This is a genomic window from Roseovarius indicus, assembly GCF_008728195.1.
GTDB classification, from domain to species: Bacteria; Pseudomonadota; Alphaproteobacteria; order Rhodobacterales; family Rhodobacteraceae; genus Roseovarius; species Roseovarius indicus.
Genome location: NZ_CP031598.1, coordinates 4,235,629 through 4,258,664, shown reverse-complemented (window position 1 = coordinate 4,258,664; position 23,036 = coordinate 4,235,629). Strand labels below are relative to the sequence as shown.

Here is a 23,036-nt window from a genome sequence, read left to right as displayed (position 1 = left end):
CCATTTGTTAAGGCTCTGCTGTCAACACTGTCTGAACGTCATGACGTGGCCGCAATCATTCCGGAGGAATGTTCGGCCTGGTGGCTGTCGGAGGGTGCATTGTTACGCCAACTCGTTCAAACTGCGGCAGTCTTCGTCGCGACAAGTGTCGGCGCGCAGTCGGCAACCGACCGCCCTGCCTGGCAGAATGCCGGGTCGTTCGCCCCCCTCAGCAGGACGGCTGCGGCGATCACGGGCGAGATCACCCTTTCGAAAAACGCGGAGGGCGCGGCCGACGGCAGGACGTTGACGCTGACCTTCGGAAACGGGGCGGCCGTCGACCTGACATCGATTGGCGCATCCTGGCGGACCCAGGGTATGGGCGGTGACATACACGCGGTCGAGATGTTCAAGCTGGCCGGGCATCCGGGCGCGTTTGAGAACGGCAACACCCTCTGCGGCGGCGAGGCGGAGGGAGAGAACCTTTACGCGGTGTTCTTCGAGCAAAGCCTGTTCAACCTTCCCCCGTCCCTCGGGCTGGCCATCTTTCAATCGGTTGAACCGCCATTCGATATCAACAGTTCCGGCCTTTGCGGGACGTTTTCCTACACCATTGCCGCGCCCCCGGGGCAGGACAAGGAGCGTTCCAACGAGCCGGCAGTCAGTTCGAAAGCGCAGGCATCGTCAGGCAGCGCCGCCGCCGGCCCCGGGGCCTGGCGAGTGCGAACATCTATCAACCCGATCGACGACACGCGCACGGTCAGCCTGTTTCTCGACGCGGAAACCGGTACGTCTCGCTACGGGGATCCGATCACGTTCGTGGCGCGCTGCAAGTCCAACCGGACAGAGGCTTACGTGGTTTGGGGTGAATATCTTGGCGACGATTCGCGCGATGTCTATGCCAAGTGGAAGCATGTCACGGTCCGGATCGGAGACGAGCAGGCCAGGCAGGAGCGTTGGGGCGTCTCGACCGACAGCAAGGCGACGTTCGCGCCCGATTGGGCCGGTACAATGCTGAAACAGCTTCTGGATAAGAACCGGCTTGTCCTGCAGACAATTCCGTATGGCGAGAACCCGCAGACCGCGATCTTCGACATCTCGGGGCTTCGGTCGGTTCTTGGTCAGCTGGCCGGTGAATGCGATTGGAGCTTTTAGGCGCGGCGCGGCCCTTTGGCCGAACCGGGCGCCCTCAGACGCCCCTTTCCGCATCGGCTGAACGCCTTTCAGACCGTGAGGTTCGCGACGATGTGCGTCTTGCGGCTCGTCCCCCAGGGCTGACAGGGGCCGGGCAAGATCGTTCAGCTTGTCTCGGGCAGTTGCAGATCGCCCTCGACGGCTGACATCGGGACCGGTGCATAGGGGGTCTTCTGTTCGGGCTCGATGCCCTTGTTCACCATCAGGCGGAACACCGCGAAGAGCACCATCACCGCCTGCGCGGCGCTGAGGGTCATCAGCAGGCCGGTCGGCCCGAACGCGTCCATCGCCGCGCCGCCGATGAAGGGGCCGGCGGCGGCGCCGATGCCCTGCATCAGGACGATCCCGCCCGAGGCGGCCAGAAGGGAATCGGCCGGCGCCCGGTCGTTGATATGCGCCACCACGACCGAGATCGTCGGCAGGAGCAGCCCGCCGATCAGGGCCGAGATCGCGAGGCTGACCGCAAAGCCCTGTGCCTCGACGCGCGACAGGTAGGCAAGGGTCAGCGTCGCCGTGAGCGCCACGCTGATGCAGACCCAGCGGCGGTCGATCCGGTCGGAGAGGGCGCCGATGGGGAACTGAAGCGCGAGCGCGCCCAGCGTTGCGGCGGCCATCAGGTAGGCGATCTCCGAGGGCGAAAATCCGATCCGTTGGGCAAAGACGGGCGCAAGCCCGAGGAACGTGCCGAGCGAGGCGCCGGCCATGGCCATGGCAACCGCGCCGAAGGGCGAAATCTGCCACAGAAGCCGGATCGAGGGCCGTTGCTGGGTCACGTCCGACACGGGCGCACTTGCCTGGCTAAGCGCGGTGGGCACGAGGGCGAGGGACAGCCCGACCGAGACCACGAGGAACAGCAGGAAGCTTTCAGGCGGGGCGGTGTCGAGCAGCAGCTGGCCGCAGACCCCGGCCGCCATGCCCACCATGGCGTAAACCGACAGCAGCCGCCCGCGTTCGTGGCTGGCGACCGAGGCGTTGAGCCAGGATTCGACCGCGATCAGCAGGCCGGCGAAGCAGAAGCCGGTGATGGCGCGGATGAGAACCCATGTCACCGGATCGATCAGGATCAGGTGCACGAGCGCCATGGCCGAGGCCACCGAGGCCAGCGCCGCGAAGGTGCGGATGTGCCCAACGCGTTCGATCAGGCGGCCGGCGAGCAGGGAGCCGAGCCCCATGCCGAAGTAGAAGCCGGACATCACGAGGCCGATCGCCGTGGCCCCGAAGCCTTCGATATCGGCGCGAAGGGCCAGCAGGGAACCCTGCAACCCGTTGCTCATCTGGAGCATGAAGAAACCGAGAAGCAGGGCGGAGAGGGTCACGAGGGTGTGTTTCATCGCCCGGTCAACTCGGGGCCGGCGCTGCGTGTTCCTGACGTGGGGCGGTTGACGTGGCTGAAATCGAGGGGGCCGGTGTGCCCTGTCGACACCGAGAAGGGCGCCCGCAGGCGCGCCTTCCTGTGCGGCGTCGGCCGGCTTAAAGAACCGCTCGGGCGATCCGCAGCATCTGAAGCAGTTCGTAATCCGAATTGTTCAACTGCACGATCTGCCCGTTCAGCACGGCGTAGCTCTGATCGGCGCCCGGCTGCGGCAGCCGGTAGAGGTTGATCAGGTCGCTCTGGGTCAGCGCCGCCGTCGGGGCGATCGGCATGCCGGCGGGCAGGTCGGGCACTCGGGCCATCTGGTTCACCAGAAGCAGCGAGCGGTAGTCATCGTCGTCGAGCAGGACGGGCATGCCGTCGATCAGCGCATAGCGCTGGCCGCGGGGCGCCGGGGCCAGATCGAAGAGCGTCGCGACCTGGTCGGATTGCAGCAGCAGAAGGTCGGGGTTCGGATCGACGTCGAAGCCCGAGCCCAGCCACGCATCGCGGCGGTCGACCCAGATCGAGTCGTACCTGTCCTGATCGTAGGAGGCCCATTCGTCATAGGTCACGCCGTTCTTTGCCAGGCCCGGCGGCACGCAGGGCGGGGTCTTCTTGGCAAGGCCGGGCGGGCAGTTGCTGTAGGTGATCAGTTCGGTTTCGGGGATGTCCGCGATGGCCAGCTGGGGCGTTGCCAGGGCAAGGCCCGTGGCGGCCAGCACGCGCGTCATGTCGCGCCCGTCGGGGGCCGGGGTCGAGAGGATGCGGCTGACCACGGTTTCCCGCTCGGCCGGGGCCAGGGCCTGGCGGCCCTTGGCAGCGTTGGCGTTTCCGTTTCCGTTCGATGCGCGGGCGGCGCCGTTGCCGTTCGCCTTGGGCTTCTGCTTCTGCTTGGCCGCCTGCTGGTTCTTGGCATTGCCGTTGCCGTTGCCGTTGCCATTGCCGGCGTTGCCGGCGCGCTCATTCCCTTTGCCGGCCTTGGCATTGCCCTTGCCGGCCTTGGCGTTCCCGACATTGCCCTTTGCCTTATTGGCTTTCTTCTTGTTGCCCGCGGCGTTGCCCTTGCCCTTGTTGGACTTGGCAAGCCAGACCTGGCCATCGGCCGGCGTGCCGACAGCGGCCATGCCGCCGGGCGCGTGGATCGGGTTTGCGGAAAGGGATGTCGAGGTGAGAGCGAGCGCCATGGCGCCACCGATAAGCAGTGTTTTCATGTCAAAAGCCTTCCATTTGGTACGAAAACGCACATTCCATGGCTCCTGTTCCGGCGTTTTCCGAGTGAGCGAGAAGATGCCGGTTTGGTGGCGGTGGCACCCGCGAACCGGGTTTTGTGTCAGGTCGCGAGGGACTGTTGTGGTGGGCCATGCCGATGCGGCGAGAGATCGCGCTTCTGCCGTTTTTCCGCTTCAACGCCGAAATACCCTCTTTGAACCCAAACTACGGCATGCTGCAGGTTGGATAGATATCGGCTAAAGCAGAAGAACCGGAGGAGGTTGGAGCGAACTCTTGTCAGAAATCTTGATACCAGACCGCGCGCTTTCCTTCCCCAAGACAGCAAGCGACGAACACCTCCTGAATGGAGTGAAAAAATGGGTCGAGCTGCTTGCCGAAGACAGATTTGCAGACGCATTTGATCTCACGGGACACTATCGTCACTGTTCTTGGACCCCTGAACTAATTCGGTCGGTCATCGCGGGATATGGACTTCCGCACGAGACCGGAGAGCATGTGTACAGGATTTCAAAGATACCCGAGGCAATTGACGGACGTTCGCCTCGTTGGAAAGTCGACCGCTGGCGGGATGCCGAGCTGGATAACCGTGTTGGGTTCATCTCTATTGACCTACCGCTTGATGGAGAGTGGTCGGACTTAACCGCGACCTTTGAAATCGCCCAGCTTCGTGGTCGTCTGGTGTTGGTTCTGAACGATATTCATGTGCTTTAGTCCGTCGGAACCGTGACACCCCACGGGTCACCCAGGAAGCTTGATATCTGAAGAGCGGTTACGCGTCCGGTTGCGAACCCTCCGGGAAAAGCAAGCGTTTAGCTCGAAGGCTTCAACGGCAGCCTTCCCGACAAGCCGTTCCGAGCAACACGGCCCCATTCACAAAAAAGGGCGCCCGCAGGCGCCCTTTCCTCAAACCTTCAAAACCCGATCAAACCGCGAGGTTGGGGATGATCTGCTTCTTGCGGCTCATCACGCCGGGCAGAACCACGGTGTCGCCCGAGACGGAGGCGTCGAAGCTCTTCTCGGCCACGGTTTTCACCAGGTCGTTCGGCACCAGCAGGGTGGCCTCTTCCTTCAGGATGTCGACGACGAAAAGCAGCACCTGGTCGACGCCGTCTTCCGAGGCGACGGTGGTCATGCTGTCCATCAGGCTGTCCTTGCGCGACAGCACCATGTCGGGCGCGGTGGTTTCGAGAACCGAGACGCGGAATTTCTTGCCGCCGACTTCGTATTCCTTCGAGTCCATCCGCAGCAGTTCGGCGTCGGAGAAGGCAGAGACGTCGGACTTCGCGGCGAACATTTCGGCGGCATAGTCGGAAATCCTGATGCCCAGCTCGCTGGCCAGTTGCTCGGCCACGGCCTTGTCATGGTCGGTGGTGGTGGGCGAGCGGAATTCCAGCGTGTCCGACAGGATGCAGGTCAGCGCGGCACCCTTGGCCCATTCGGGCATGCGGGCACTCTCTTCGCCCATCAGGTCGACCATGATGGTGGCGGTGCAGGCGAGCGGGCGCACGGTGATGTCGATCGGGCCTTTCGTTTCCAGCCCGCCGACCAGTTTGTGGTGGTCGATGATCGCCTGCACGTCGGCGCCGTTCACGTTGGCTGGCAGCTCGGCGGGGTTGTTGGTGTCGACGATCACGCAGGCCTGGCCGTCATCCACGTCGGAGATGATGCGGGGTTTCGGCAGGTTCCAGCGTTCGAGCATGAAGGCGGCTTCGGTGTTGGGTTCGCCCAGCAGCACCGCCTCGGCGTCGACGCCTTTCACTTCCTTTAGGTACCACGCCCACAGGATGGGCGAGCCGGTGGAATCGGTGTCGGGGGATTTATGGCCGAAAACAAGCGTGGTCATGTCGGAGTGATCCTGTCTGCGATGAGAATTTGGGCGCCTTATAGGCATGTCGGCAAGGCTTGTCACTACCGATGCTGCGCTGCAGCATCAATTTGTACGCCGCCGTGCCGGGTGCGGGTTACCCCAGTTCCATCGTGGCGATGGCCTGCAGGCCGGGGCCGGTTTCGGGGGCGGGGCCGCGATACATGCGGGCGGTCGAGAAGGGGATGATGAAGCCCGCCTGTTCGAGCGCGCGGCGCAGGGCGGTGTTGGCCTCGGGTACGTCGACGATCAGCGGGCCATCGGGGCGTAGGGCGGCGATATCGGTGATCAGGGTCAGGGCGGCGTCGGTGTCCGGCGCGATGACCGGCCCGATCTTGGTGCCCGTGCCGCAGGCGCGCCAGGTGGCGAAGCCCGCGATGTCGCCGCCGGATTGGAGGACGCGCGTTTCGCGGGTCTGCCCGTCACCGGAAAGCCACGCGGTCAGGAAGCGGGGGCGGGCATGGCCGGTGGCCTGGGCGTCGAGCGCCATGAGCGCGGGGGTGTCGTCAGCCGTGGCGGGGCGGATGGCGGCGGAGGTTTGCGGCGGCAGGCGCCCCTCGTGGCGCAGGCTGGCGCCGGTGCGTACGAAGCCCGACTTGCGGTAGTTGTCCTCCTGCTCCGGGACACCGTCGAGCCCGACTGTGCGCGTGCCGGCATGGGCGAGCGCGTGCATCCAGGTGGCATAGCCGATGCCCCGCCCGCGCCAGTCGGGGCGGCAGAGGTAGAGGCCGAGGAAGGCATGCCCCTCGTCGTGGTTCACGACCGAGATGGCGGCGACGGGGTCGTCGTTCACCAATGTCAGGAAGAAGCCCTCGGGGTCGGCGGCATGGAAGGCGCGGGCGTCGGAGAGGCCCGGATTCCAGCCTTCCCCGGCGGCCCATGTCAGGACGGTTTCCAGCTCGGCGGCGCTCATCGGGCGGGTGACGGGGGTGTCGGTCATGGCGGTCCTTCCTGCAATGCCCCGGATCACGATACGCGGCCCGCCTGTGCCGCTCAATCGCGCATTTCCCGCATTGGCAAGCGGTGCGCCCCGCGGCTAGGCTGCGCGCCATGAGCAGACCGGCCGAAACAGACCTTTATCCGCCCGTGAAAGCATGGCTGGAAAGCCTGGGCTACGAGGTCAAGGCCGAGGTCGGGCCGGCCGACGTGGTGGCCTGTCGCGCGGGCGATGAGCCGCTGCTGGTGGAGCTGAAGACGGGCTTTTCGCTGACCCTTCTGCAACAGGCCGTGGCGCGGCAGGCGATTTCGGATGCGGTCTATGTCGCCGTGCCGCGCTGGCAGGGCAAGGCGGGGTGGCGGGCGTTCAAGGGCAATATCGGGCTGTGCAAGCGGCTGGGCGTGGGCGTTCTGAGCGTGCGGGCCGAGGACGGGGTCGTGCAGGTGCATTGCGATCCGGTGCCGTTTCAGCCGCGCAAATCCAAACGGCGGCGCGAGCGTCTACTGACCGAGTTCGCCCGCCGCGAGGGTGACCCGAACGCGGGCGGCACGCGGGGCGCGGTGATGACGGCCTACAAGCAGGATACGCTGCGGATCCTGGCGCATCTGGCCGAGAACGGCGCCTGTCGCGGGGCGGATGTGGCGAAGGCCACCGGCGTCACCCGCGCGACGCGGATCATGGCCGACAACCATTCCGGCTGGTTCATCCGGGTCGAGCGCGGGCTTTACGGGCTGAGCGAGGCGGGCGGGCTGGCGGTTACGGACGAAGCGGAAGGCGTTCGATCGTGAAGCCTTCCTGCTTCAGCAGGTGCAGGAGGCCGATCTCGCCCGGCAGGTGACCGGCGCCGACGGCGACGACCACGTCCTGCCCCGGCGCCTCGGCCAGAAGCTTGTCGACCCAGCCGGTGTTGCGGTCGGTCAGGAAGATCTGTTCGAGGCGGGCGAAATCCTCCTCGGCGGTCGGGCCGCCGTATTTCAGCGTCACGAGGCGGGAAAATTCCCACATCAGCGCCACCTGCTGTTGCAGGTACCGCTCGCGGATTGTGTAGGACATGTCGTCGGCGTCGCCGGGCCAGGCGAGCGTCATGCGGATCATCTCGATCTGTTTCTCGAGCGGTTCGCTGTCGAGCTGGTTCAGCACCTGCGCGAAATCCTCGAGCGAGCGCGAGCCGACGCCGTGTTCGGTGGCGTATTCGCCGACCAACTCGTCGATGCCGCCACCCTCCATCCCGCCGTTCCGGGCCTCGCAGGGGCCGATCCCCAGCATCATCGCGGCCCAGAGCGGCTTGAACTTGGCGGCCATGAAGCCGGGGAACTGCCGCGCTTCCATCTCGGCCTTGAAATGCTGCCAGTCCTCTTCGCCCAGCAGGTCGGGCAGGGTTTCGCCTTCGGTGATGAACATGATCGAGGGGTCGCTGGCCAACTGGCTCTGGAACCCCTTCTGATCTTCCAGCGACATTTCGAGATAGACGGCATCGGCCGCGTCGATCATCGGCTTGAGCCGCTCGAGATGGGCGTCGGTTTCGGCGTGGCGAAAGTGGTAGGTGCCGAAGATCGTGATCTCGGTTTCGCCTTTCCGCGCCCGCCAGAGCAGGCCCTCGGCATAGGGGGTGTCGGCGGCGCGGGCCTGCACTTGCTGGCGGTCGGCCTCGGGCAGGGCGGCGATCAGGTCATCGCCCTCGCACAGGGCCCGGGCGGCAACGGGTTGAAGACCCAACAGAATCACGGCAACAAGACGCAGCATGACAACTCCTTTCCGCCCCCGGTTGGCGGAAACCTATTGGCCCCATGCCCGGGCCGCAAACCCTCTTTCAAAAAAATGCATCACGGGATGTTGACAGGTTCGCGACCAGCGCCTAGCTATTCGCCGTTAGCACTCACCAGCGACGAGTGCTAATCGTCCTGGGACGGGACGATTGGAGGAAACTTTGAGCCAAGGAGCCAAAGCAATGGCATTTAAACCGCTGCATGACCGCGTGCTTGTTCGCCGCGTTGAGAGCGAAGAAAAAACCTCTGGCGGGCTGATCATTCCCGACAGCGCCAAGGAAAAACCGCAGGAAGGCGAAGTCGTCGCCGTTGGCGCCGGCACCCGTGACGATGACGGTGACCGCATCGCGCTCGACGTGAAAGCCGGCGATCGCATCCTGTTCGGCAAATGGTCGGGCACCGAGATCACGCTCGACGGTGAAGAGCTGCTGATCATGAAGGAAAGCGACATTCTGGGCATCATGGACGGTGACAAGGCTGCCAAGGCCGCCTGAACGCCCCGGATCGTCTAACTGACCCAACGACAACAAGTTTTCAGGAGCAACTGACATGTCTGCAAAAGACGTCAAATTCAACACCGACGCCCGCAACAAGATGATGCGTGGCGTCAACACGCTGGCCGACGCCGTGCGTGTGACCCTCGGCCCGAAAGGCCGCAACGTGGTTCTCGACAAATCCTTCGGCTCGCCCCGCATCACCAAGGACGGTGTTTCGGTCGCCAAGGAAATCGAACTGGAAGACAAGTTCGAGAACATGGGCGCGCAGATGGTGAAAGAAGTCGCCAGCCGCACCAATGACGAAGCCGGCGACGGCACCACCACCGCCACCGTGCTGGCCCAGGCGATTGCCAAGGAAGGCATGAAAGCCGTTGCCGCCGGCATGAACCCGATGGACCTCAAGCGCGGCATCGATCTTGCCACCTCGAAAGTGGTCGATCACATCAAGAGCCTCGCACGCGAAGTGAAAGACTCGAGCGAAGTCGCCCAGGTCGGCACCGTGTCCGCCAACGGCGAATCGGAAATCGGCCAGATGATCGCCGACGCGATGCAGAAGGTCGGCAATGACGGCGTCATCACCGTCGAGGAAAACAAGGGCCTCGAAACCGAGACCGACGTTGTCGAAGGCATGCAGTTCGACCGCGGCTACCTGTCGCCGTACTTCGTGACCAACGCCGACAAGATGACCACCGAGCTGGAAGACTGCATGATCCTGCTGCACGAGAAGAAACTCTCGTCGCTGCAGCCGATGGTGCCGCTGCTCGAGAGCGTGATCCAGTCGCAGAAACCCCTGCTGATCATCGCCGAAGACGTCGAAGGCGAAGCGCTGGCGACCCTCGTGGTCAACAAGCTGCGCGGCGGCCTGAAAATCGCGGCCGTCAAGGCACCGGGCTTCGGCGATCGCCGCAAGGCCATGCTGCAGGACATCGCGATCCTGACCGGCGGCCAGGTCATCTCGGAAGACCTCGGCATGAAGCTGGAAAGCGTCACCATGGACATGCTTGGCCAGGCCAAGAAAGTGTCGATCACCAAAGACGAAACCACCATCGTCGACGGTGCAGGTGAGAAAGCCGAAATCGAAGCCCGCGTCAGCCAGATCCGCAAGCAGATCGAGGACACCACCTCGGACTACGACCGCGAGAAGCTGCAGGAACGTGTTGCCAAGCTGGCCGGCGGCGTTGCCGTCATCCGCGTCGGCGGCATGACCGAAACCGAGGTGAAAGAGCGTAAGGACCGCGTCGATGACGCGCTGAACGCCACCCGCGCCGCGGTTCAGGAAGGCATCGTTGTCGGCGGCGGCGTTGCCCTGGTTCAGGGTGCCAAGGCTCTCGAAGGCCTCAAGGGCGCCAACTCGGATCAGGACAACGGCATCGCCATCGTCCGCCGCGCGCTGGAAGCGCCGCTCCGTCAGATCGCCGAGAACTCGGGCGTCGACGGCTCGGTCGTGGCCGGCAAGATCCGTGAATCGGACGATCCGAAGTTCGGCTTCAACGCGCAAACCGAGGAATATGGCGACATGTTCTCCTACGGTGTCATCGACCCCGCGAAGGTCGTCCGCACCGCGCTGGAAGACGCCTCCTCGATCGCGGGTCTGCTGATCACCACCGAAGCGATGGTGGCGGACAAACCGCAAAAGGAAGGTAACGGCGCAGGCGCCGGCATGCCCGACATGGGCGGCATGGGCGGCATGATGTAATCTGCCGAAGTCTGCGCACAGAACTCAAGAAGGGCCGCCCTCCGGGGCGGCCCTTTTCCTTTGCGGTGACGGTTCAAGCAACAAAAAGGAGCCGCCGGTGACGGCGGCCCCTGTGCGTCCTGAAAAGTCTCACATCAAATGAGGGACACCGCAATTCAGGCAGATTGGAGTCGTTTGCCCAGGTGCGCCCGCGAGGGGGTCGGCTCCGGCTGGCTTTCGGCGCCCGACAGCTGGATGATCTCGCACAGGTCCTGGTGGATCTCTTCCAGCTCGTCCACCGCCCCGGTCAGGGCAAGGATCGGGTTTTCCTGACCGGCGACGCGCACATGCAGCGATGCCTGAGACGTGCCCGCGGCGGGCCGGCGCAGGTACAGGCTTTCGATATCGTTGATCCTGATCGAGCGGACCACGCGCCCCTGCTCGTTCATGTTGATCTTGGTCAGCGACAGCAGGCCCCGCTTGGCATCCAGCGACAGCTGGCGGCGAAAGCCGCGCGTGCCATAGGCGTAGACGAACAACCCGACGGCCGTCACCAGCGCGGCCAGAAGGCTGTGCGAGACAAGCTTTTCGGTTCCGGCCCCGATCGGCAGCACCAGCCAGAGCATGGTCGACCCGGCCACCATCAGCCCGCCGGCCAACCGCAGCACCAGTTCCGACATGGCCTCGAACCTGAAGCGTTCGAACCGCTCGCGCACGGTGAGGCCCAGGGCCGTCGCCGTCAGCGACACCGTCTTCCACTCGCCCTCGTATATGTTTTCGAGCCGTTTCATTCCCACGGACCCCTGTTTTCCCGACCTGGTTGTATTTGGCGGGAGAAAATCGGCGACAATATGACCGGCCACTATTAATTTCGCGGCGGGGCAAAGAAAAATGTCGGCAGGGCACGTTTCAACGCAGGATTGTTAGGTGCAGCCGGTTCCGGGTGGCCTTCACAGTTCCTGCGGCCGGACGATATGGAACGATCCGCTCATGTAGGTCAGCGGCTTTTCCCCGGCATTCGAGATCCCGGTCACGTCGCCGATGCAGATGGCATGGCTGCCATGCACGTGGCGGTGATTGAGCGAACAAGTGAAGGCCGTGGCGCGCGGCAGGATGGGCCCGAATTCGGTGTTCGAAATCTCGACGCCCTCGAACCGGTTGTCGCGCTCGTGGTCGAAGACGCCGGAAAAGGCCTGCGCCACCGCCACCGCATCCTCGGGCAGCACGTTGACGCAGAACACCCCGTTGCCGCGCACCGCCTTGGCGATCCGGCTGTCGGCCTTCAGGCAGACCAGCACCGAGGGCGGATCGGCGGACAGCGAGGTAAAGGCGCTGACCGTCGCGCCCATCTGGCCCGCCGGCCCGTCGGTGGTGACCACGGTGACCGTCGCCGCGACCTGCCGCATGGCGGCGATGAAGGCCTCTCGCGCGGCGTTCACGGCCGGGCCTTGGCGGCGTGGGGCTGAAGGGCAGGGCTCAAGGCGCGTCTCCTGGCTGGTCGGGTCTGCGGGGCCACCGATACCGGGGAACGCCGCCCCGGTAAAGCGGTTCCGCCGCGGGCCGGCGCCGCCTGCGTGTATTGTGGATAAGAATCCGCCCGCCGACAAGATGTTGTGTCGGCCCGTGCGCCGGAACCCACGGGTTGGAGGGCCCGGTGTGGCGGCACCGGGCGCCGCCCGCCCCCGATTGCCCCCCGGCGGAATTGCCCGTATGACCCTGCCTGCCAAGCGGAGCCTTCGATGCCAGACCTCACCCCTGCCGTTGCCGTCATGACGCCCGACATCAAGCCGGGGCTGCGCCGCGGGCGCGTATCGCTCGACCGGCTGCTCTGGCCGCTGGGCCGGCCCGACCGGCTGGCGGGAGGGACGATTGCCGATCTTGCCGCCACCGATCACCTGGTGGGCTTCCCGCAAAGCTACTATCTCGCCTGGCCGGGGCTTGGCACGCGGGCGCAGGTGTCGGTCGTCATGGCCGAGCCCACGGCCATCCATGGCGGCACGCAGAAACGCGTGATCCGCGCCGCGCGCCGCTATCACCGGATCCTCAGCTACAACGAGGATCTGCTGGCGCGCGTGCCCAACGGGATTTTCTTTCCCTATGGCAGCACCTGGGTCCGCGACTGGCGGTCGCGGGACATGACCAAGCACGCGATGTGCTCGCTCATCGCCTCGAAGAAACGCTCGCAGGCGGGCCACGCCCTGCGCCACCGGCTGGTCGAGCGGGTGCGGGCCGAGGGCCTGCCGGTCGACGTGATGGGACGCGGCTACAAACCGTTTGACACCAAGGCCGAGGGGCTGGCGCCCTACCGCTATTCGCTGATCATCGAGAACGTGCAGGAGCGGAACTACTTCACCGAGAAACTGGTCGACGCGGTGCTCTGCCGGACGGTGCCGATCTACTGGGGCTGTCCGAACATCGGCGATTTCATGGACACGTCGGGCATGATCCTCTGCCAGTCGGAGGCCGAGATGCACGCCGCGCTTCTGACCATGTCCGAAGAGGATTACGCCGCCCGGCGTCCGGGGCTCGAAGCGGCCATTCCGGCGGCGGCCTCCTACGGCGATTTCTACTGGCGCGCGGCAAAGGCCGTGGCGGAAGACCGCCCCGAACCGTCCCTTTCCTGATCGCGCGCCGTGCGGCGCAGCCGGTGAGTTTGCGTTCAGGCCACGCAGGCCTTGAGGGGCCAGCCCCTCAAACTCCCCGGGATACTTGCGACCAAGAAGAAGCTGCAGGGCGCCCGGTGTTTCTTCTGGCCCGAAATATCCCCGCCGGAGGCATCCGACCGATCGGGGCGGACCCCCCGGTGGTCAAGGCGCGGGCCATATCCCGTATCGCCGTGTGAGCGTCTCCACGCAGGCCATGTTGGCCGCGTGGCGCCCGCGTCCGTCGATCACCGCATCCTGCAGCGCGTGGGCGTCATCGAAGGCGGGGGTTATTCCCTTCCGCGCGGTCTCGGCCAGCTGGATCGCAACGCCCTGCTGCGCCAGCTGTCCCGAGAGCCAGATATCGTCGGCCGCCCGGGCCTCGGCGGGCGGGGCGATCTCCTGTCCTGCCAGCCAGCGCGGATCGATCAGCACGCCCGAGAAGCCCTGGGCGATATCCACGCAGCCGGGTTTCGCCGTACTCTGGCGTTTCAGCCGGTCGACCGACCAGCCGCTCGCCGCCACTGCCTCGCCCGGCCGCTGTGCCGTCAGGAGGGCGCTGGCCCAGCCGGGCGGCATGAGCCAGTCGTCGTCGCAATAGATCAGGTGGTCGATGTGCCCCGTCAACGCCCGCGCCGGGGCGATCGCCTTTGTTGCCGGTCCGAAATCCGCGTCTGCCGTGACGAGCTCGACGCCATCGGGCAGGGCGGGCACCGCCACCGGTCCCGGAAACCGCCGCCATGCCTCCGGCAGGCACAGCAGCACCCGCGCCGGCGCCGGATCCTGCGCCAGCAGCGAGGCCAGCACCGGCCCCAGGCGGGGCAGGCGCGGGGGAATGGAGGTGAGCGCGATGGCGTACATGCCCCTGCCTCTAGCGCAGTCCGCAGGCCATGACCAACCCTCTCGCCCCGGGTCAGGCCCGGGGCGCCGGCAGGCCCGAAACGGCAACGGGCGGCCCCGAGGGACCGCCCGCCAATCCGTTTCGCCTGTGCCGCGCGTCAGCCCGCGATCAGGCCCATCTGTTCGAGCTTCAGGATCACCTGGTGTGCGCAGTTGTCGACATCGGTGCCTTCGGTCTCGACCCGCAGTTCGGGGTTTTCGGGCACGTCATAGGGGTCGGAGATGCCGGTGAATTCCTTGATCTTGCCCTCGCGTGCCAGCTTGTAGAGGCCCTTGCGGTCGCGCCGTTCGCATTCCTCGAGCGAGGTGGCCACGTGCACTTCGCAGAAGGCGCCGTATTCCTCGATGGCCTGGCGCACCTTGCGGCGGGTGTTGGCGTAGGGCGCGATCGGGGCACAGATGGCGATGCCGCCATTCTTGGTGATCTCCGAGGCGACATAGCCGATCCGCTGGATGTTGAGGTCGCGATGCTCTTTCGAGAAGCCCAGCTCGCTGGAGAGGTTCTTGCGCACGATATCGCCGTCGAGCAGCGTGACCGGGCGGCCGCCCATCTCCATCAGCTTGACCATCAGCGCGTTGGCGATGGTCGACTTGCCCGAGCCGGAGAAGCCGGTGAAGAACACGGTGAAGCCCTGGTCGGAGCGCGGCGGCTTGGTGCGGCGCAGTTCCTTGACCACTTCCGGGAAGGAGAACCAGTCGGGGATCTCGAGCCCTTCCGACAGCCGGCGGCGCAGTTCGGTGCCGGAGATGTTCAGGATCGTGACCTTGTCCTTGTCCTCGATCGCGTCCATCGGCTCGTACTGGGCGCGCTCCTGCACATAGACCATGTGCTTGAAGTCGACCATTTCGATGCCGATCTCGTCCTGGTGCTCGCGGAACAGGTCCTGCGCGTCATACGGCCCGTAGAAATCCTCGCCCTGGCTGTTCTTGCCGGGGCCGGCATGGTCGCGGCCGACGATGAAGTGGGTGCAGCCGTGGTTGCGGCGGATGAGCCCGTGCCAGACCGCCTCGCGGGGGCCGGCCATGCGCATGGCGAGGTTCAGCAGGCTCATCGTGGTGGTCGAGCCCGGGTACTTGTCGATCACCGCCTCGTAGCAGCGCACGCGGGTGAAGTGATCCACGTCGCCCGGCTTGGTCATGCCCACGACGGGGTGGATCAGCAGGTTGGCTTCCACTTCCTTGGCGGCGCGGAAGGTCAGTTCCTGGTGCGCGCGGTGCAGCGGGTTGCGGGTCTGGAAGGCCACGACCTTGCGCCAGCCCAGCTTGCGGAAATAGGCGCGCAGTTCGTTGGGCGTGTCGCGGCGGGCGCGGAAATCGTAATGCACCGGTTGCTGGATGCCCACGATCGGGCCGCCGAGATAGACCTTGCCGGCGGTGTTGTGCAGGTAGTCGACGGCCGGGTGGGCCTGGTCGTCGGCACCGAACACCTTCTCGGCCTCGCGCGACTTGTCAGGTGTCCAGCGGTCGGTGACGGTCATGGTGGCGAGGATCACGCCTTCCTGGTCGCGCAGCGCGATGTCCTGGCCCAGTTCGATGCCCTCGGCGAAGGATTCCGAGACGTCCAGCGTGATCGGCATCGGCCAGAGCGAGCCGTCGGCCAGGCGCATGTTCTCGACGACGCCGTCATAGTCGGCCTCGGTCAGGAAACCCTTGAGCGGGTTGAAGCCGCCATTCATCAGAAGCTCGAGATCGCAGATCTGGCGCGGGCTCATGTCCCAGCTTGTCAGGTCGCCGGCTTCGACCTTCAGTTTCTGGGCGGAATCGTAGGAGACATACAGCTCGGGGATCGGAGCCAGGTTCGAATAAGACATTGCTTCTCTCGCGTCTTCTGGACAATGGAAATAAAGAGGCCTGCCAACGGCCGGCCCCAACGTCACCGGGGCCATAAACCCGCTTGAGCCCCACATGCAAGCGTGCTTGCGCCGGAATGCTCAAAACTGGCGAAAATGCCGCTATGTGCGGCGCACGATGCCGATCTGTGCGGCAGGAGGCGGGTCGGCCGTCGGGGCGCGCATTCAGTCGCGCATTTGAGGTGGGTCAAATCGCATTTCTTAGAATCCCTCTAATCTGGCCCCGCGCGCGAACGTAACCCAAACGGCAATCAAACCTGATAAGGAGGTTCATATGCGCGTTTTCCGACAGACGGCCCTTGCAACCGTGTCGGTCGTGGCCATCGCCACATCTGCAACCGCTGACGAGGCTTTGAGAGAGGAAGCCCTCGACATGTTTTCGCCGGTCCCATCGACCATACCGGCGATGACAGACAACCCCATTACCCCAGCCAAGATCGATCTTGGCAAGGCACTCTTTTTCGACCCGAGGATGTCCGCCTCGGGGGTCTTCTCCTGCAACTCCTGCCACAACCTCGCCACCGGCGGGGATGACAACATGCCCACCTCGATCGGGCATGGCTGGCAGAAGGGGCCGCGCAACTCGCCCACCGTGCTGAACGCGGTGTTCAACGAGGCCCAGTTCTGGGACGGCCGTGCCGAAGACCTCAAGGCCCAGGCCAAGGGCCCGGTTCAGGCCGGTGTCGAAATGGCCAACACGCCGGACAACGTCATCGCGACGCTGAATTCCATGCCGCAATACGTGGACTGGTTCAAAGCGTCCTTCCCGGAAGAGGCCGACCCGGTGACGTTCGACAACTTCGCCAAGGCGATCGAGGCTTACGAGGCGACGCTGACCACGCCCGCCCCGTTCGACGCCTTCCTCAACGGCGATGATGCGGCGCTGGACGAGGCCCAGAAGGAGGGGCTCGCCATCTTTCTCGATAAGGGCTGCGCCTCGTGTCACAACGGGGTCAACCTGGGCGGCAACGGCTACTTCCCGTTCGGCCTGATCGAGAAGCCCGGCGCCGACGTGCTGCCGCCGGATGACCGGGGCCGCTTCCAGGTGACCGAGACGGCGGACGACTCCTACGTCTTCCGGGCGGCGCCCCTGCGCAACATCGCCCTGACCGCGCCCTACTTCCATTCGGGCAAGGTCTGGGATCTCGAGGTGGCTGTGGCGATCATGGGCACCTCGCAGCTCGGCACCGAGCTGAACGAAGAGGAGATCGACAGCATCGTCGCCTTCCTCGGCGCGCTGACCGGCGAGGTTCCGGAGGTCAGCTACCCGGTGCTTCCGGCGGAAACCTCGGGCACGCCGCGCCCGACGGGCGAGGTGCAATGACGGCTTTGGCCTGAAAACAGGGCAGGGCGCGGATCACCTCCGCGCCCTGGCTTTTTCAGACCTGCGCGCGCAGGCGGTTCACCAGCAGGTCGTCTTGCAGAATCCTGTTCTGCATTTCCGCCAGTTCCCCCACATCCCACGTGGCGCTCAGGTAGCGGCCCTTGGCCCAGTCGGCGGCGCCAGAGGCCAGCCACACGGCAAAGCACGCCGCCAGGTCCGGCGTCTCGGTCAGGTAGGCGTGCATCGCCTCGGGCATCTGCTTGCCCAGCTCGGTCGGCACGCCGCCGGGGTGGATGGCGAAGCACTTGATCCCGTCCGCGCCATGATCCGTCTGCACGAATTCGCAAAGCCGGTTTATGGCGTGTTTCGAGGTCTGGTAATCCGACGCGCCGGGCATCAGCAGTTGCGCCCCGATCGAGGAGAGCAGGATGAGATGCCCGCCGCTGCCGCCTTCCGCCGCCCACCGCTTGGCCGAGGCGATCAGGTGGGGCAGGGTGAAGCGGATCACGTGATAGGTGCCGCGCAGGTTGACCTCCCAGTTATGCCACCAGCCTTCGGGGTCGGTTTCGCCAATCTTCACCCAGGGGCCGAGGTAGCCGGCATTGGCATCCGCCACGTCGACGGCGCCGAACCGGGCGACGCACTCCGTGACCGCCTTTTCCACCTCCGCCGCCCGCGTCACGTCGCAGGCGGCGATGGCACAGGCGGTCTCCGGATTGGCCGCCTCGACCAAGGCGCGGGTTTCCCCCAGCGCCGCCTCGGACCGGGCCGTCAGGTAAATGGCCTTCGCCCCGGCCTCGGCAAAACCCACCGCCGTGGCCTGCCCGATCCCCCGGGAGGCGCCGGCGATGAAGACCACCTTGCCCTTGGCACTGCCCTGCAATGCGCCTTTCGGGTCGATCGCGTCGTAGCGGTCGCTGTGAGAGGTGAGATCGAGAAATTGCGATTGAATCGAGGACATGGGGCCGCTCCGTGCATCTGTTGATCCGTCCCGTAACCGATACCCCGCCACGCAAGCCCGGTCCTGCCGCATCCTCCGCAAGACTTGCCTGATCCTCCGGAAACAGAGGTGCTCCCGACGTGAAAAGGCGCGGGGTGATCCCAGTACTTTGCATTTCGCGATGCATTTAGATGCTGTCGGGACTCGGAGGCCTGTCACCGCTTCGAGAGCAGACATGCCAATGCTGCGCTCTTTTCGCACGAGCATTTCGGACAACGGGGGGCGTAATCAGTTAGGTATTGACCTAAGTATGGCGCGTACCTAAGTTAGGCTCATGCCTAATGATGGAATTCACATCGAAACAACCTTCAAGGCACTCGCCGATCCAACGCGGCGTGCAGTCGTCCAGACCCTCATCGACGGCCCGGCATCAGTCTCTCAACTCGCACAACTGTTCGATATGGCTCTGCCGTCGTTTACGCAGCACTTGGGTGTTCTGGAAGGGGCCGGGCTCATTGCCTCTGAACGGCGGGGGCGGGCGCGCGTCTGCTCCCTGAACCTCGATGCCCTACGCAGAGCTGAGGATTGGCTCGCAATGCATCGCCGCGAAGCGGAAGAGCGCCTCGACCGTCTCGAGGCACATTTGAAACAAGTGGAGAAAGGAGAAGCCTGATGAATGAACGATTCAGAAGGACTGTCACTGACTGGTCTTCGTCGCCGCTCGAGCGTGAAATTGTCGTCACCCGCGTGGTCAATGCAGATCGCGCAACGGTCTGCAATGCGTGGACAGACCACGATCAGATCACGAAGTGGTTCGGGCCTGACGGCTTCAAGTGCAAGACCCACGAAATAGACATCAGGACGGGTGGCGTCTGGCGGTTCGATATGGTCGCACCCGATGGCACCTGCTTCTCTAACAGAATGGATTTTGTTCGCGTCGATGTCCCTGAATTGATTGAGGCGATCCATGGCAAGGATGCCGATGAAGACCCTGATCGTTTTCGGCTGCTCGTGACTTTTGATGAGCAGAACGATGGCAAGACTGTCGTTACACTACGCCAAATTCATCCGACGCCGGAACGCCGCAACACCGTCATCGGCTTTGGTGCGGTGGAACTTGGAGGACAGACGCTCTCGAAACTGGCGGCACAGGTCGAAGGCACCTGACCCCAGGGCAAAGGGCAGATTTCTCTTCACGTCATTCTGGCAAAGCGGTCTTTGGCTTATCAAGCGCCAAGAGCCGCCTTGTTCGCCCAGCTGACCTCTGGGGCAGAAGGCTCCCGAAGATTTTTCGGGAGCCTATGTTGGACAAGACGCCCTGCTCTCAAGGAGCGCAGACACGAGCTGCATCACTAAACGCAAAGGGCTGGGGAGGTAACCCGCGCCCATCCGTCTTACTCAATGCGTAATGCCCGGTTCAGGCGCGCCTTACTCTACCGCGACGACCTTCTCGGCGGGCGGGGCCGGCTGATCCTCCAGCTCGGCGATGAAGCGTTCCGCGTCCAGCGCGGCCATGCAACCCATACCGGCACTCGTCACCGCCTGCCGGTAGATGTGGTCGGTCAGGTCGCCTGCCGCGAAAAGGCCGGGGACGGAGGTGCGGGTGCTGCCCGGCTCGACCTTGACGTAATCGCCGTGATGCATCTCGACCTTGCCCTTCAGCAGCTCGCTGGCGGGCGCGTGGCCGATGGCGATGAAGACGCCCTTGCAGGGGATTTCCGAAATCTCGCCGGTCTGGTTGTTCTTCACTTTCACGCCGGTCACGCCCTTGGGGTTGTCGTCGCCGAGCACCTCTTCCAGCTCGTGGAACCACAGCGGCTCGATCTTGGGATGCTTCAGCAGCCGGTTTTCGAGGATCTTCTCCGAGCGCAGCTCGTCGCGGCGGTGGATGAGCGTCACCTTCGAGGCGAAGTTGGTCAGGAACAGCGCCTCTTCCACGGCCGTGTTGCCGCCGCCCACCACGACGATCTCCTCGCCGCGGTAGAAGAACCCGTCACAAGTGGCACAGGCCGACACGCCGAAGCCCTTGAAGGCCTCTTCGCTGTCGATCCCCAGCCACTTGGCCCGCGCGCCGGTGGCCATGATGACGCTGTCGGCTGTATAGACCGTACCGCTGTCGCCGGTCGCCTTGAAGGGGCGGCTTTCGGTGTCGAGATGGGTGATGATGTCGCCGACGATCTCGCAGCCCATCGCCTTGGCGTGGGCCTCCATCCGCACCATCAGGTCGGGGCCCTGCACCTCGGCATCGCCGGGCCAGTTCTCGACTTCCGTGGTGGTGGTCAGCTGGCCGCCCGGTTCGATCCCCTGAACGAGGATCGGTTCCAGCATCGCCCTTGCGGCATAGACGCCGGCGGTATATCCGGCCGGGCCGGACCCGATGATGAGGGTTTTGGTGTGACGCGTGTCGGCCATGATCTGAACCTGCCTGGTTGGGTGTCTGTGACTCGGGGCACAGATATAGCGGCCGGGCGGTGAGGGTGAAACCCCTGCAAGCCGGCCATGCCCAAAGCGGGACGCAATCCCGTGGAATCGGGGCTTCCGATGCCGCTTGTCCCGGCATGTGCCAAAAAATAAAACACCCCTCCATCAATAAAGAAGTAAGGATGTTGCGCGTAGACGAAACAATATTGCGCGTGCCGGCAGTGGTGTTATAACAATCGCGAATTTTCAGGAGACCCAGAATGCCCGCGACCCGACTCGATGAGATCGACCGCAAGATCCTTGCCGAATTGCAGGCTGACGGCCGGATGACGAATGTCGAACTGGCCAAGCGCGTCGGCATCTCGGCCCCGCCGTGCCTGCGCCGGGTCCGCACGCTCGAGGAAAGCGGCTACATCCAAGGCTATCACGCCAAGGTCGACGCCCGCGAGCTGGGCTTCGAGGTGCAGGTCTATGCCATGGTCGGCCTGCAAAGCCAGGCCGAGGCCGACCTGTCGGCCTTCGAGGCGCGGTGCCGGGCCTGGCCGCTGGTTCGCGAATGCCACATGCTGAACGGCGAGGTCGATTTCATCCTGAAATGTGTGGCGCCCGATCTCTCGACCTTCCAGCGCTTCCTGACCGAGGAGCTGACGGCGGCCGAGAACGTGGGCAGCGTCAAGACCTCGCTGGTCATTCGCGGCGCCAAGGACGAGCCGGGCGTGCCCTTCGATGTGCTGGAAGACCGGCTGAAGAAATCGGCGTGACGCCTTGACCGGTTCGGCCGCGCCGTCGAGGCAGCAGGGGATCGAGATGCCGAAACGCGTGGTTATCGACCCCGACACCGCGATCCTGATCGCGTCCGGCGCGCTCCTGCCGTCTGAAGGCTATGCCATTCTGGCACCGACCCTGCTGCGTTCGCAGGTGCTGGCAACGCTTTACGCGCGCGTCCGCGATGGCGCCTTGTCGGCCGAGCAGGGGCTGGCGATCAATGCGCATTTCGCGAAGCTCAAGTTCAGGTATCTCGGCGATGCGGTCATGCGACGCCGGGCCTGGGCCATCGCCGACCGGCAGGGGCTGCGCTCGACGGAACTGGCCGAGTATGTTGCCCTCGCCCAGCTTCAGGCCGATGCACTGGTGACAGAGGATCCGGACCTCGCCGCCGCGGCGGAGGGCGAGGTGCCAGTCGTCGCCCCCCGGACAATCGCAACCAACTGAGCTGCCGTAGAATCGAAACGGGGCGCAACCGATGTCGCGCCCCGTTTCGTGACGGCAGCATTTCCGGTGGCGTCAGGCCATTTCCGCTGCGTTTTCAATACCCTTGAGCGGTAGGCGTTCATGCGCCAGCGGGCCGAAATCGCGGGCCTGCTTGATATGCGGGAAGAACGACAGGAACAGGCTCAGCATGTTCGGCCCCATGTTCCGTTCGAAGCCCGGGCCGGGGTGAAAGCTTTCGGCATCCATGCCGCCCGCGCTGATGATCGCGTGCCGCCGCAGGCACAGGTGATAGACCGTCACCGGCGTCGGCGGCGTGATCTCGATCGCGTTGAACCCGTCGACCATCTGCGAGGCCGGCGTCAGCGCTCGCTCGCTGCCATAGCGTTCGGCATAACCGCTGGGCCGCAGCAGGAACCGCGCGCCCGGGCCGGCCATGATATCCGCCTGCGGGCGGCCGAAGCCGAAGCTGTCGGCCATGATCCGGGTCAGGCAGCCGCCATGCGGATACCGGTCAGATCGCGGCATCAGGGTCATCGAGCCCATCCACAGAAGCTGCATCGGCCCCTGGTCGGCGGTCTGAAGCTTCATGCCGGGCACAAGGTCTTCGACCGCGACCTGGCCTTGCGTCGTCGCGATCAGGGTGCCGTGCGAAAATGCCGAGAAGGCGGATTCGAAGATCGGCATGGCCGGGCCGATCTGGTCCGACGTGCGCACCTGACCGTCGGCCATGAGTGTCGAGATGTTGTACTTGCGCATGGCAAGCGGCTTGCGGCCCGATTGCGGAACCGGGGAGCGGCCGGCATGCGTGGAAGATTTGCTGACAGCACGCGCGGAAACATGCGCGGAATCGTAGGGGGTCACCATTATTGAGTCACCTTTATCAGGTTGTCTCAACCGCGTCGGCCCCCACCGACAACGACAGAAGGACTTGTTACTTACCATTCACGTTGCGATGACAAACAATTGGCGTATTTGCCCAAGTTTAGTCAAATTTCACCAATCACTGTCACGCGCAGCCAGACAATCATTTACGTTTAATTAAGATTGTCTGCCCCGTGTCGACGAGTTCGCCACAATTTGGCGATTCCGGACGATTCGAATCATGGCGGTCCGCCACAATTGCGGCGCCCCGTTCCGGCGGCCGGAGCCATGCCGGACCGGTTGGCCCGGGCCGTCACGCGGTCTTCACCGACTTGAGCGGCGGGGCAGTGCGGGTCGTGTTGCGCACACCGCGCTGAAACGGCAAGGCCG

Annotated in this window: 23 protein-coding genes; 11 read left to right on the top strand and 12 right to left on the bottom strand. The window is 64.6% G+C overall.

The features are described 5' to 3' along the window. Window positions 1-45 precede the first annotated feature (45 nt). Complete coding sequence (locus RIdsm_RS20595; protein ID WP_217625274.1) at window positions 46-1,134, top strand: type VI secretion system-associated protein TagO; 1,089 nt, start codon at window positions 46-48, stop codon at window positions 1,132-1,134. 143 nt (window positions 1,135-1,277) lie between these two features. Here RIdsm_RS20595 and RIdsm_RS20590 read toward each other — a convergent pair whose 3' ends face one another. Both RIdsm_RS20590 and RIdsm_RS20585 read right to left on the bottom strand, forming a co-directional pair. Then, on the bottom strand, window positions 1,278-2,504 hold the full coding sequence (locus tag RIdsm_RS20590) for an MFS transporter (RefSeq protein WP_057817767.1): 1,227 nt from the start codon (window positions 2,502-2,504) through the stop codon (window positions 1,278-1,280). A gap of 139 nt (window positions 2,505-2,643) precedes the next feature. Then, entirely contained in the window at window positions 2,644-3,738 is a 1,095-nt protein-coding gene (locus RIdsm_RS20585; RefSeq protein WP_057817769.1) for a hypothetical protein, read from the bottom strand. A gap of 292 nt (window positions 3,739-4,030) precedes the next feature. Between RIdsm_RS20585 and RIdsm_RS20580 the strand changes: the two genes are divergently transcribed. After that, window positions 4,031-4,468, top strand: coding sequence for a hypothetical protein (locus RIdsm_RS20580; RefSeq protein ID WP_143100462.1), 438 nt, complete (start codon window positions 4,031-4,033; stop codon window positions 4,466-4,468). A gap of 211 nt (window positions 4,469-4,679) precedes the next feature. Here RIdsm_RS20580 and RIdsm_RS20575 read toward each other — a convergent pair whose 3' ends face one another. Both RIdsm_RS20575 and RIdsm_RS20570 read right to left on the bottom strand, forming a co-directional pair. After that, window positions 4,680-5,600: a manganese-dependent inorganic pyrophosphatase gene (locus RIdsm_RS20575; protein ID WP_057817771.1), complete on the bottom strand. Its 921-nt coding sequence runs from the start codon at window positions 5,598-5,600 to the stop codon at window positions 4,680-4,682. 118 nt (window positions 5,601-5,718) lie between these two features. Next, window positions 5,719-6,561, bottom strand: coding sequence for a GNAT family N-acetyltransferase (locus tag RIdsm_RS20570; RefSeq protein WP_057817773.1), 843 nt, complete (start codon window positions 6,559-6,561; stop codon window positions 5,719-5,721). Between the two features lie 110 nt (window positions 6,562-6,671). Here RIdsm_RS20570 and RIdsm_RS20565 point away from each other — a divergent pair, with 110 nt between their 5' ends. Then, window positions 6,672-7,346 carry a DUF2161 domain-containing phosphodiesterase gene (locus tag RIdsm_RS20565; RefSeq protein WP_057817775.1) on the top strand — a complete coding sequence of 225 codons (675 nt, stop codon included), beginning with the start codon at window positions 6,672-6,674 and terminating at the stop codon, window positions 7,344-7,346. On the opposite strand, the gene RIdsm_RS20560 is transcribed toward RIdsm_RS20565, so the two are convergent. Beyond that, entirely contained in the window at window positions 7,315-8,301 is a 987-nt protein-coding gene (locus RIdsm_RS20560) for a TraB/GumN family protein (protein WP_057817781.1), read from the bottom strand. The genes RIdsm_RS20565 and RIdsm_RS20560 overlap by 32 nt on opposite strands. 205 nt (window positions 8,302-8,506) lie before the next feature. Between RIdsm_RS20560 and groES the strand changes: the two genes are divergently transcribed. Both groES and groL read left to right on the top strand, forming a co-directional pair. Then, the gene (gene groES / locus RIdsm_RS20555; protein ID WP_057817783.1) at window positions 8,507-8,818 is read left to right on the top strand and encodes a co-chaperone GroES; all 312 of its coding nucleotides are present in this window, start codon (window positions 8,507-8,509) and stop codon (window positions 8,816-8,818) included. Window positions 8,819-8,873: 55 nt separating this feature from the next. After that, window positions 8,874-10,517, top strand: a complete 1,644-nt coding sequence (groL, locus tag RIdsm_RS20550; RefSeq protein WP_057817785.1) for a chaperonin GroEL — start codon at window positions 8,874-8,876, stop codon at window positions 10,515-10,517. A gap of 155 nt (window positions 10,518-10,672) precedes the next feature. Here groL and RIdsm_RS20545 read toward each other — a convergent pair whose 3' ends face one another. Further along, the gene (locus RIdsm_RS20545) at window positions 10,673-11,287 is read right to left on the bottom strand and encodes a hypothetical protein (protein ID WP_057817787.1); all 615 of its coding nucleotides are present in this window, start codon (window positions 11,285-11,287) and stop codon (window positions 10,673-10,675) included. 159 nt (window positions 11,288-11,446) lie between these two features. Beyond that, entirely contained in the window at window positions 11,447-11,935 is a 489-nt protein-coding gene (locus tag RIdsm_RS20540) for a flavin reductase family protein (RefSeq protein ID WP_082647438.1), read from the bottom strand. Window positions 11,936-12,235: 300 nt separating this feature from the next. Between RIdsm_RS20540 and RIdsm_RS20535 the strand changes: the two genes are divergently transcribed. Beyond that, on the top strand, window positions 12,236-13,120 hold the full coding sequence (locus tag RIdsm_RS20535) for a glycosyltransferase family 10 domain-containing protein (RefSeq protein ID WP_057817789.1): 885 nt from the start codon (window positions 12,236-12,238) through the stop codon (window positions 13,118-13,120). A 183-nt stretch (window positions 13,121-13,303) separates the two neighbouring features. On the opposite strand, the gene RIdsm_RS20530 is transcribed toward RIdsm_RS20535, so the two are convergent. Further along, complete coding sequence (locus RIdsm_RS20530; RefSeq protein WP_057817791.1) at window positions 13,304-13,999, bottom strand: glycosyltransferase family 2 protein; 696 nt, start codon at window positions 13,997-13,999, stop codon at window positions 13,304-13,306. 137 nt (window positions 14,000-14,136) lie between these two features. Further along, on the bottom strand, window positions 14,137-15,849 hold the full coding sequence (locus RIdsm_RS20525; RefSeq protein WP_057817793.1) for a bifunctional sulfate adenylyltransferase/adenylylsulfate kinase: 1,713 nt from the start codon (window positions 15,847-15,849) through the stop codon (window positions 14,137-14,139). Between the two features lie 313 nt (window positions 15,850-16,162). Between RIdsm_RS20525 and RIdsm_RS20520 the strand changes: the two genes are divergently transcribed. After that, window positions 16,163-17,212 (top strand): cytochrome-c peroxidase, encoded by a 1,050-nt coding sequence (locus RIdsm_RS20520; protein ID WP_057817795.1) that lies wholly within the window; start codon window positions 16,163-16,165, stop codon window positions 17,210-17,212. Between the two features lie 55 nt (window positions 17,213-17,267). Here the strand turns inward: RIdsm_RS20520 and RIdsm_RS20515 are convergent, their stop codons facing one another. Continuing rightward, window positions 17,268-18,173 (bottom strand): SDR family NAD(P)-dependent oxidoreductase, encoded by a 906-nt coding sequence (locus RIdsm_RS20515; protein ID WP_057817797.1) that lies wholly within the window; start codon window positions 18,171-18,173, stop codon window positions 17,268-17,270. A 313-nt stretch (window positions 18,174-18,486) separates the two neighbouring features. Between RIdsm_RS20515 and RIdsm_RS20510 the strand changes: the two genes are divergently transcribed. Further along, window positions 18,487-18,825: an ArsR/SmtB family transcription factor gene (locus RIdsm_RS20510; RefSeq protein ID WP_057817799.1), complete on the top strand. Its 339-nt coding sequence runs from the start codon at window positions 18,487-18,489 to the stop codon at window positions 18,823-18,825. Continuing rightward, window positions 18,825-19,319, top strand: a complete 495-nt coding sequence (locus tag RIdsm_RS20505; protein ID WP_057817801.1) for an SRPBCC family protein — start codon at window positions 18,825-18,827, stop codon at window positions 19,317-19,319. The genes RIdsm_RS20510 and RIdsm_RS20505 overlap by 1 nt, the downstream gene beginning before the upstream one ends. 261 nt (window positions 19,320-19,580) lie before the next feature. On the opposite strand, the gene trxB is transcribed toward RIdsm_RS20505, so the two are convergent. Then, on the bottom strand, window positions 19,581-20,564 hold the full coding sequence (gene trxB, locus RIdsm_RS20500; RefSeq protein WP_057817803.1) for a thioredoxin-disulfide reductase: 984 nt from the start codon (window positions 20,562-20,564) through the stop codon (window positions 19,581-19,583). Window positions 20,565-20,833: 269 nt separating this feature from the next. On the opposite strand from trxB, the gene RIdsm_RS20495 reads away from it, so the two are divergent. Both RIdsm_RS20495 and RIdsm_RS20490 read left to right on the top strand, forming a co-directional pair. After that, window positions 20,834-21,334: an Lrp/AsnC family transcriptional regulator gene (locus RIdsm_RS20495; RefSeq protein WP_057817805.1), complete on the top strand. Its 501-nt coding sequence runs from the start codon at window positions 20,834-20,836 to the stop codon at window positions 21,332-21,334. Window positions 21,335-21,380: 46 nt separating this feature from the next. Continuing rightward, the gene (locus tag RIdsm_RS20490) at window positions 21,381-21,785 is read left to right on the top strand and encodes a type II toxin-antitoxin system VapC family toxin (protein WP_074940279.1); all 405 of its coding nucleotides are present in this window, start codon (window positions 21,381-21,383) and stop codon (window positions 21,783-21,785) included. Window positions 21,786-21,857: 72 nt separating this feature from the next. Here the strand turns inward: RIdsm_RS20490 and RIdsm_RS20485 are convergent, their stop codons facing one another. Then, the gene (locus tag RIdsm_RS20485) at window positions 21,858-22,649 is read right to left on the bottom strand and encodes a Hint domain-containing protein (RefSeq protein ID WP_057817808.1); all 792 of its coding nucleotides are present in this window, start codon (window positions 22,647-22,649) and stop codon (window positions 21,858-21,860) included. Between the last annotated feature and the right edge of the window lie 387 nt (window positions 22,650-23,036).

Bases quoted from the DNA above. Each gene is read 5' to 3' on its own strand.
- RIdsm_RS20520 (WP_057817795.1), top strand. From the start codon at position 16,163: ATGCGCGTTTTCCGACAGACGGCCCTTGCAACCGTGTCGGTCGTGGCC.
- RIdsm_RS20490 (WP_074940279.1), top strand. From the start codon at position 21,381: ATGCCGAAACGCGTGGTTATCGACCCCGACACCGCGATCCTGATCGCG.
- RIdsm_RS20525 (WP_057817793.1), bottom strand. From the start codon at position 15,849: ATGTCTTATTCGAACCTGGCTCCGATCCCCGAGCTGTATGTCTCCTAC.
- RIdsm_RS20560 (WP_057817781.1), bottom strand. From the start codon at position 8,301: ATGCTGCGTCTTGTTGCCGTGATTCTGTTGGGTCTTCAACCCGTTGCC.
- RIdsm_RS20545 (WP_057817787.1), bottom strand. From the start codon at position 11,287: ATGAAACGGCTCGAAAACATATACGAGGGCGAGTGGAAGACGGTGTCG.
- RIdsm_RS20495 (WP_057817805.1), top strand. From the start codon at position 20,834: ATGCCCGCGACCCGACTCGATGAGATCGACCGCAAGATCCTTGCCGAA.
- RIdsm_RS20575 (WP_057817771.1), bottom strand. From the start codon at position 5,600: ATGACCACGCTTGTTTTCGGCCATAAATCCCCCGACACCGATTCCACC.
- groL (WP_057817785.1), top strand. From the start codon at position 8,874: ATGTCTGCAAAAGACGTCAAATTCAACACCGACGCCCGCAACAAGATG.
- RIdsm_RS20565 (WP_057817775.1), top strand. From the start codon at position 6,672: ATGAGCAGACCGGCCGAAACAGACCTTTATCCGCCCGTGAAAGCATGG.
- groES (WP_057817783.1), top strand. From the start codon at position 8,507: ATGGCATTTAAACCGCTGCATGACCGCGTGCTTGTTCGCCGCGTTGAG.
- RIdsm_RS20530 (WP_057817791.1), bottom strand. From the start codon at position 13,999: ATGTACGCCATCGCGCTCACCTCCATTCCCCCGCGCCTGCCCCGCCTG.
- RIdsm_RS20515 (WP_057817797.1), bottom strand. From the start codon at position 18,173: ATGTCCTCGATTCAATCGCAATTTCTCGATCTCACCTCTCACAGCGAC.
- RIdsm_RS20585 (WP_057817769.1), bottom strand. From the start codon at position 3,738: ATGAAAACACTGCTTATCGGTGGCGCCATGGCGCTCGCTCTCACCTCG.
- RIdsm_RS20510 (WP_057817799.1), top strand. From the start codon at position 18,487: ATGCCTAATGATGGAATTCACATCGAAACAACCTTCAAGGCACTCGCC.
- RIdsm_RS20590 (WP_057817767.1), bottom strand. From the start codon at position 2,504: ATGAAACACACCCTCGTGACCCTCTCCGCCCTGCTTCTCGGTTTCTTC.
- RIdsm_RS20485 (WP_057817808.1), bottom strand. From the start codon at position 22,649: ATGGTGACCCCCTACGATTCCGCGCATGTTTCCGCGCGTGCTGTCAGC.
- trxB (WP_057817803.1), bottom strand. From the start codon at position 20,564: ATGGCCGACACGCGTCACACCAAAACCCTCATCATCGGGTCCGGCCCG.
- RIdsm_RS20570 (WP_057817773.1), bottom strand. From the start codon at position 6,561: ATGACCGACACCCCCGTCACCCGCCCGATGAGCGCCGCCGAGCTGGAA.
- RIdsm_RS20535 (WP_057817789.1), top strand. From the start codon at position 12,236: ATGCCAGACCTCACCCCTGCCGTTGCCGTCATGACGCCCGACATCAAG.
- RIdsm_RS20505 (WP_057817801.1), top strand. From the start codon at position 18,825: ATGAATGAACGATTCAGAAGGACTGTCACTGACTGGTCTTCGTCGCCG.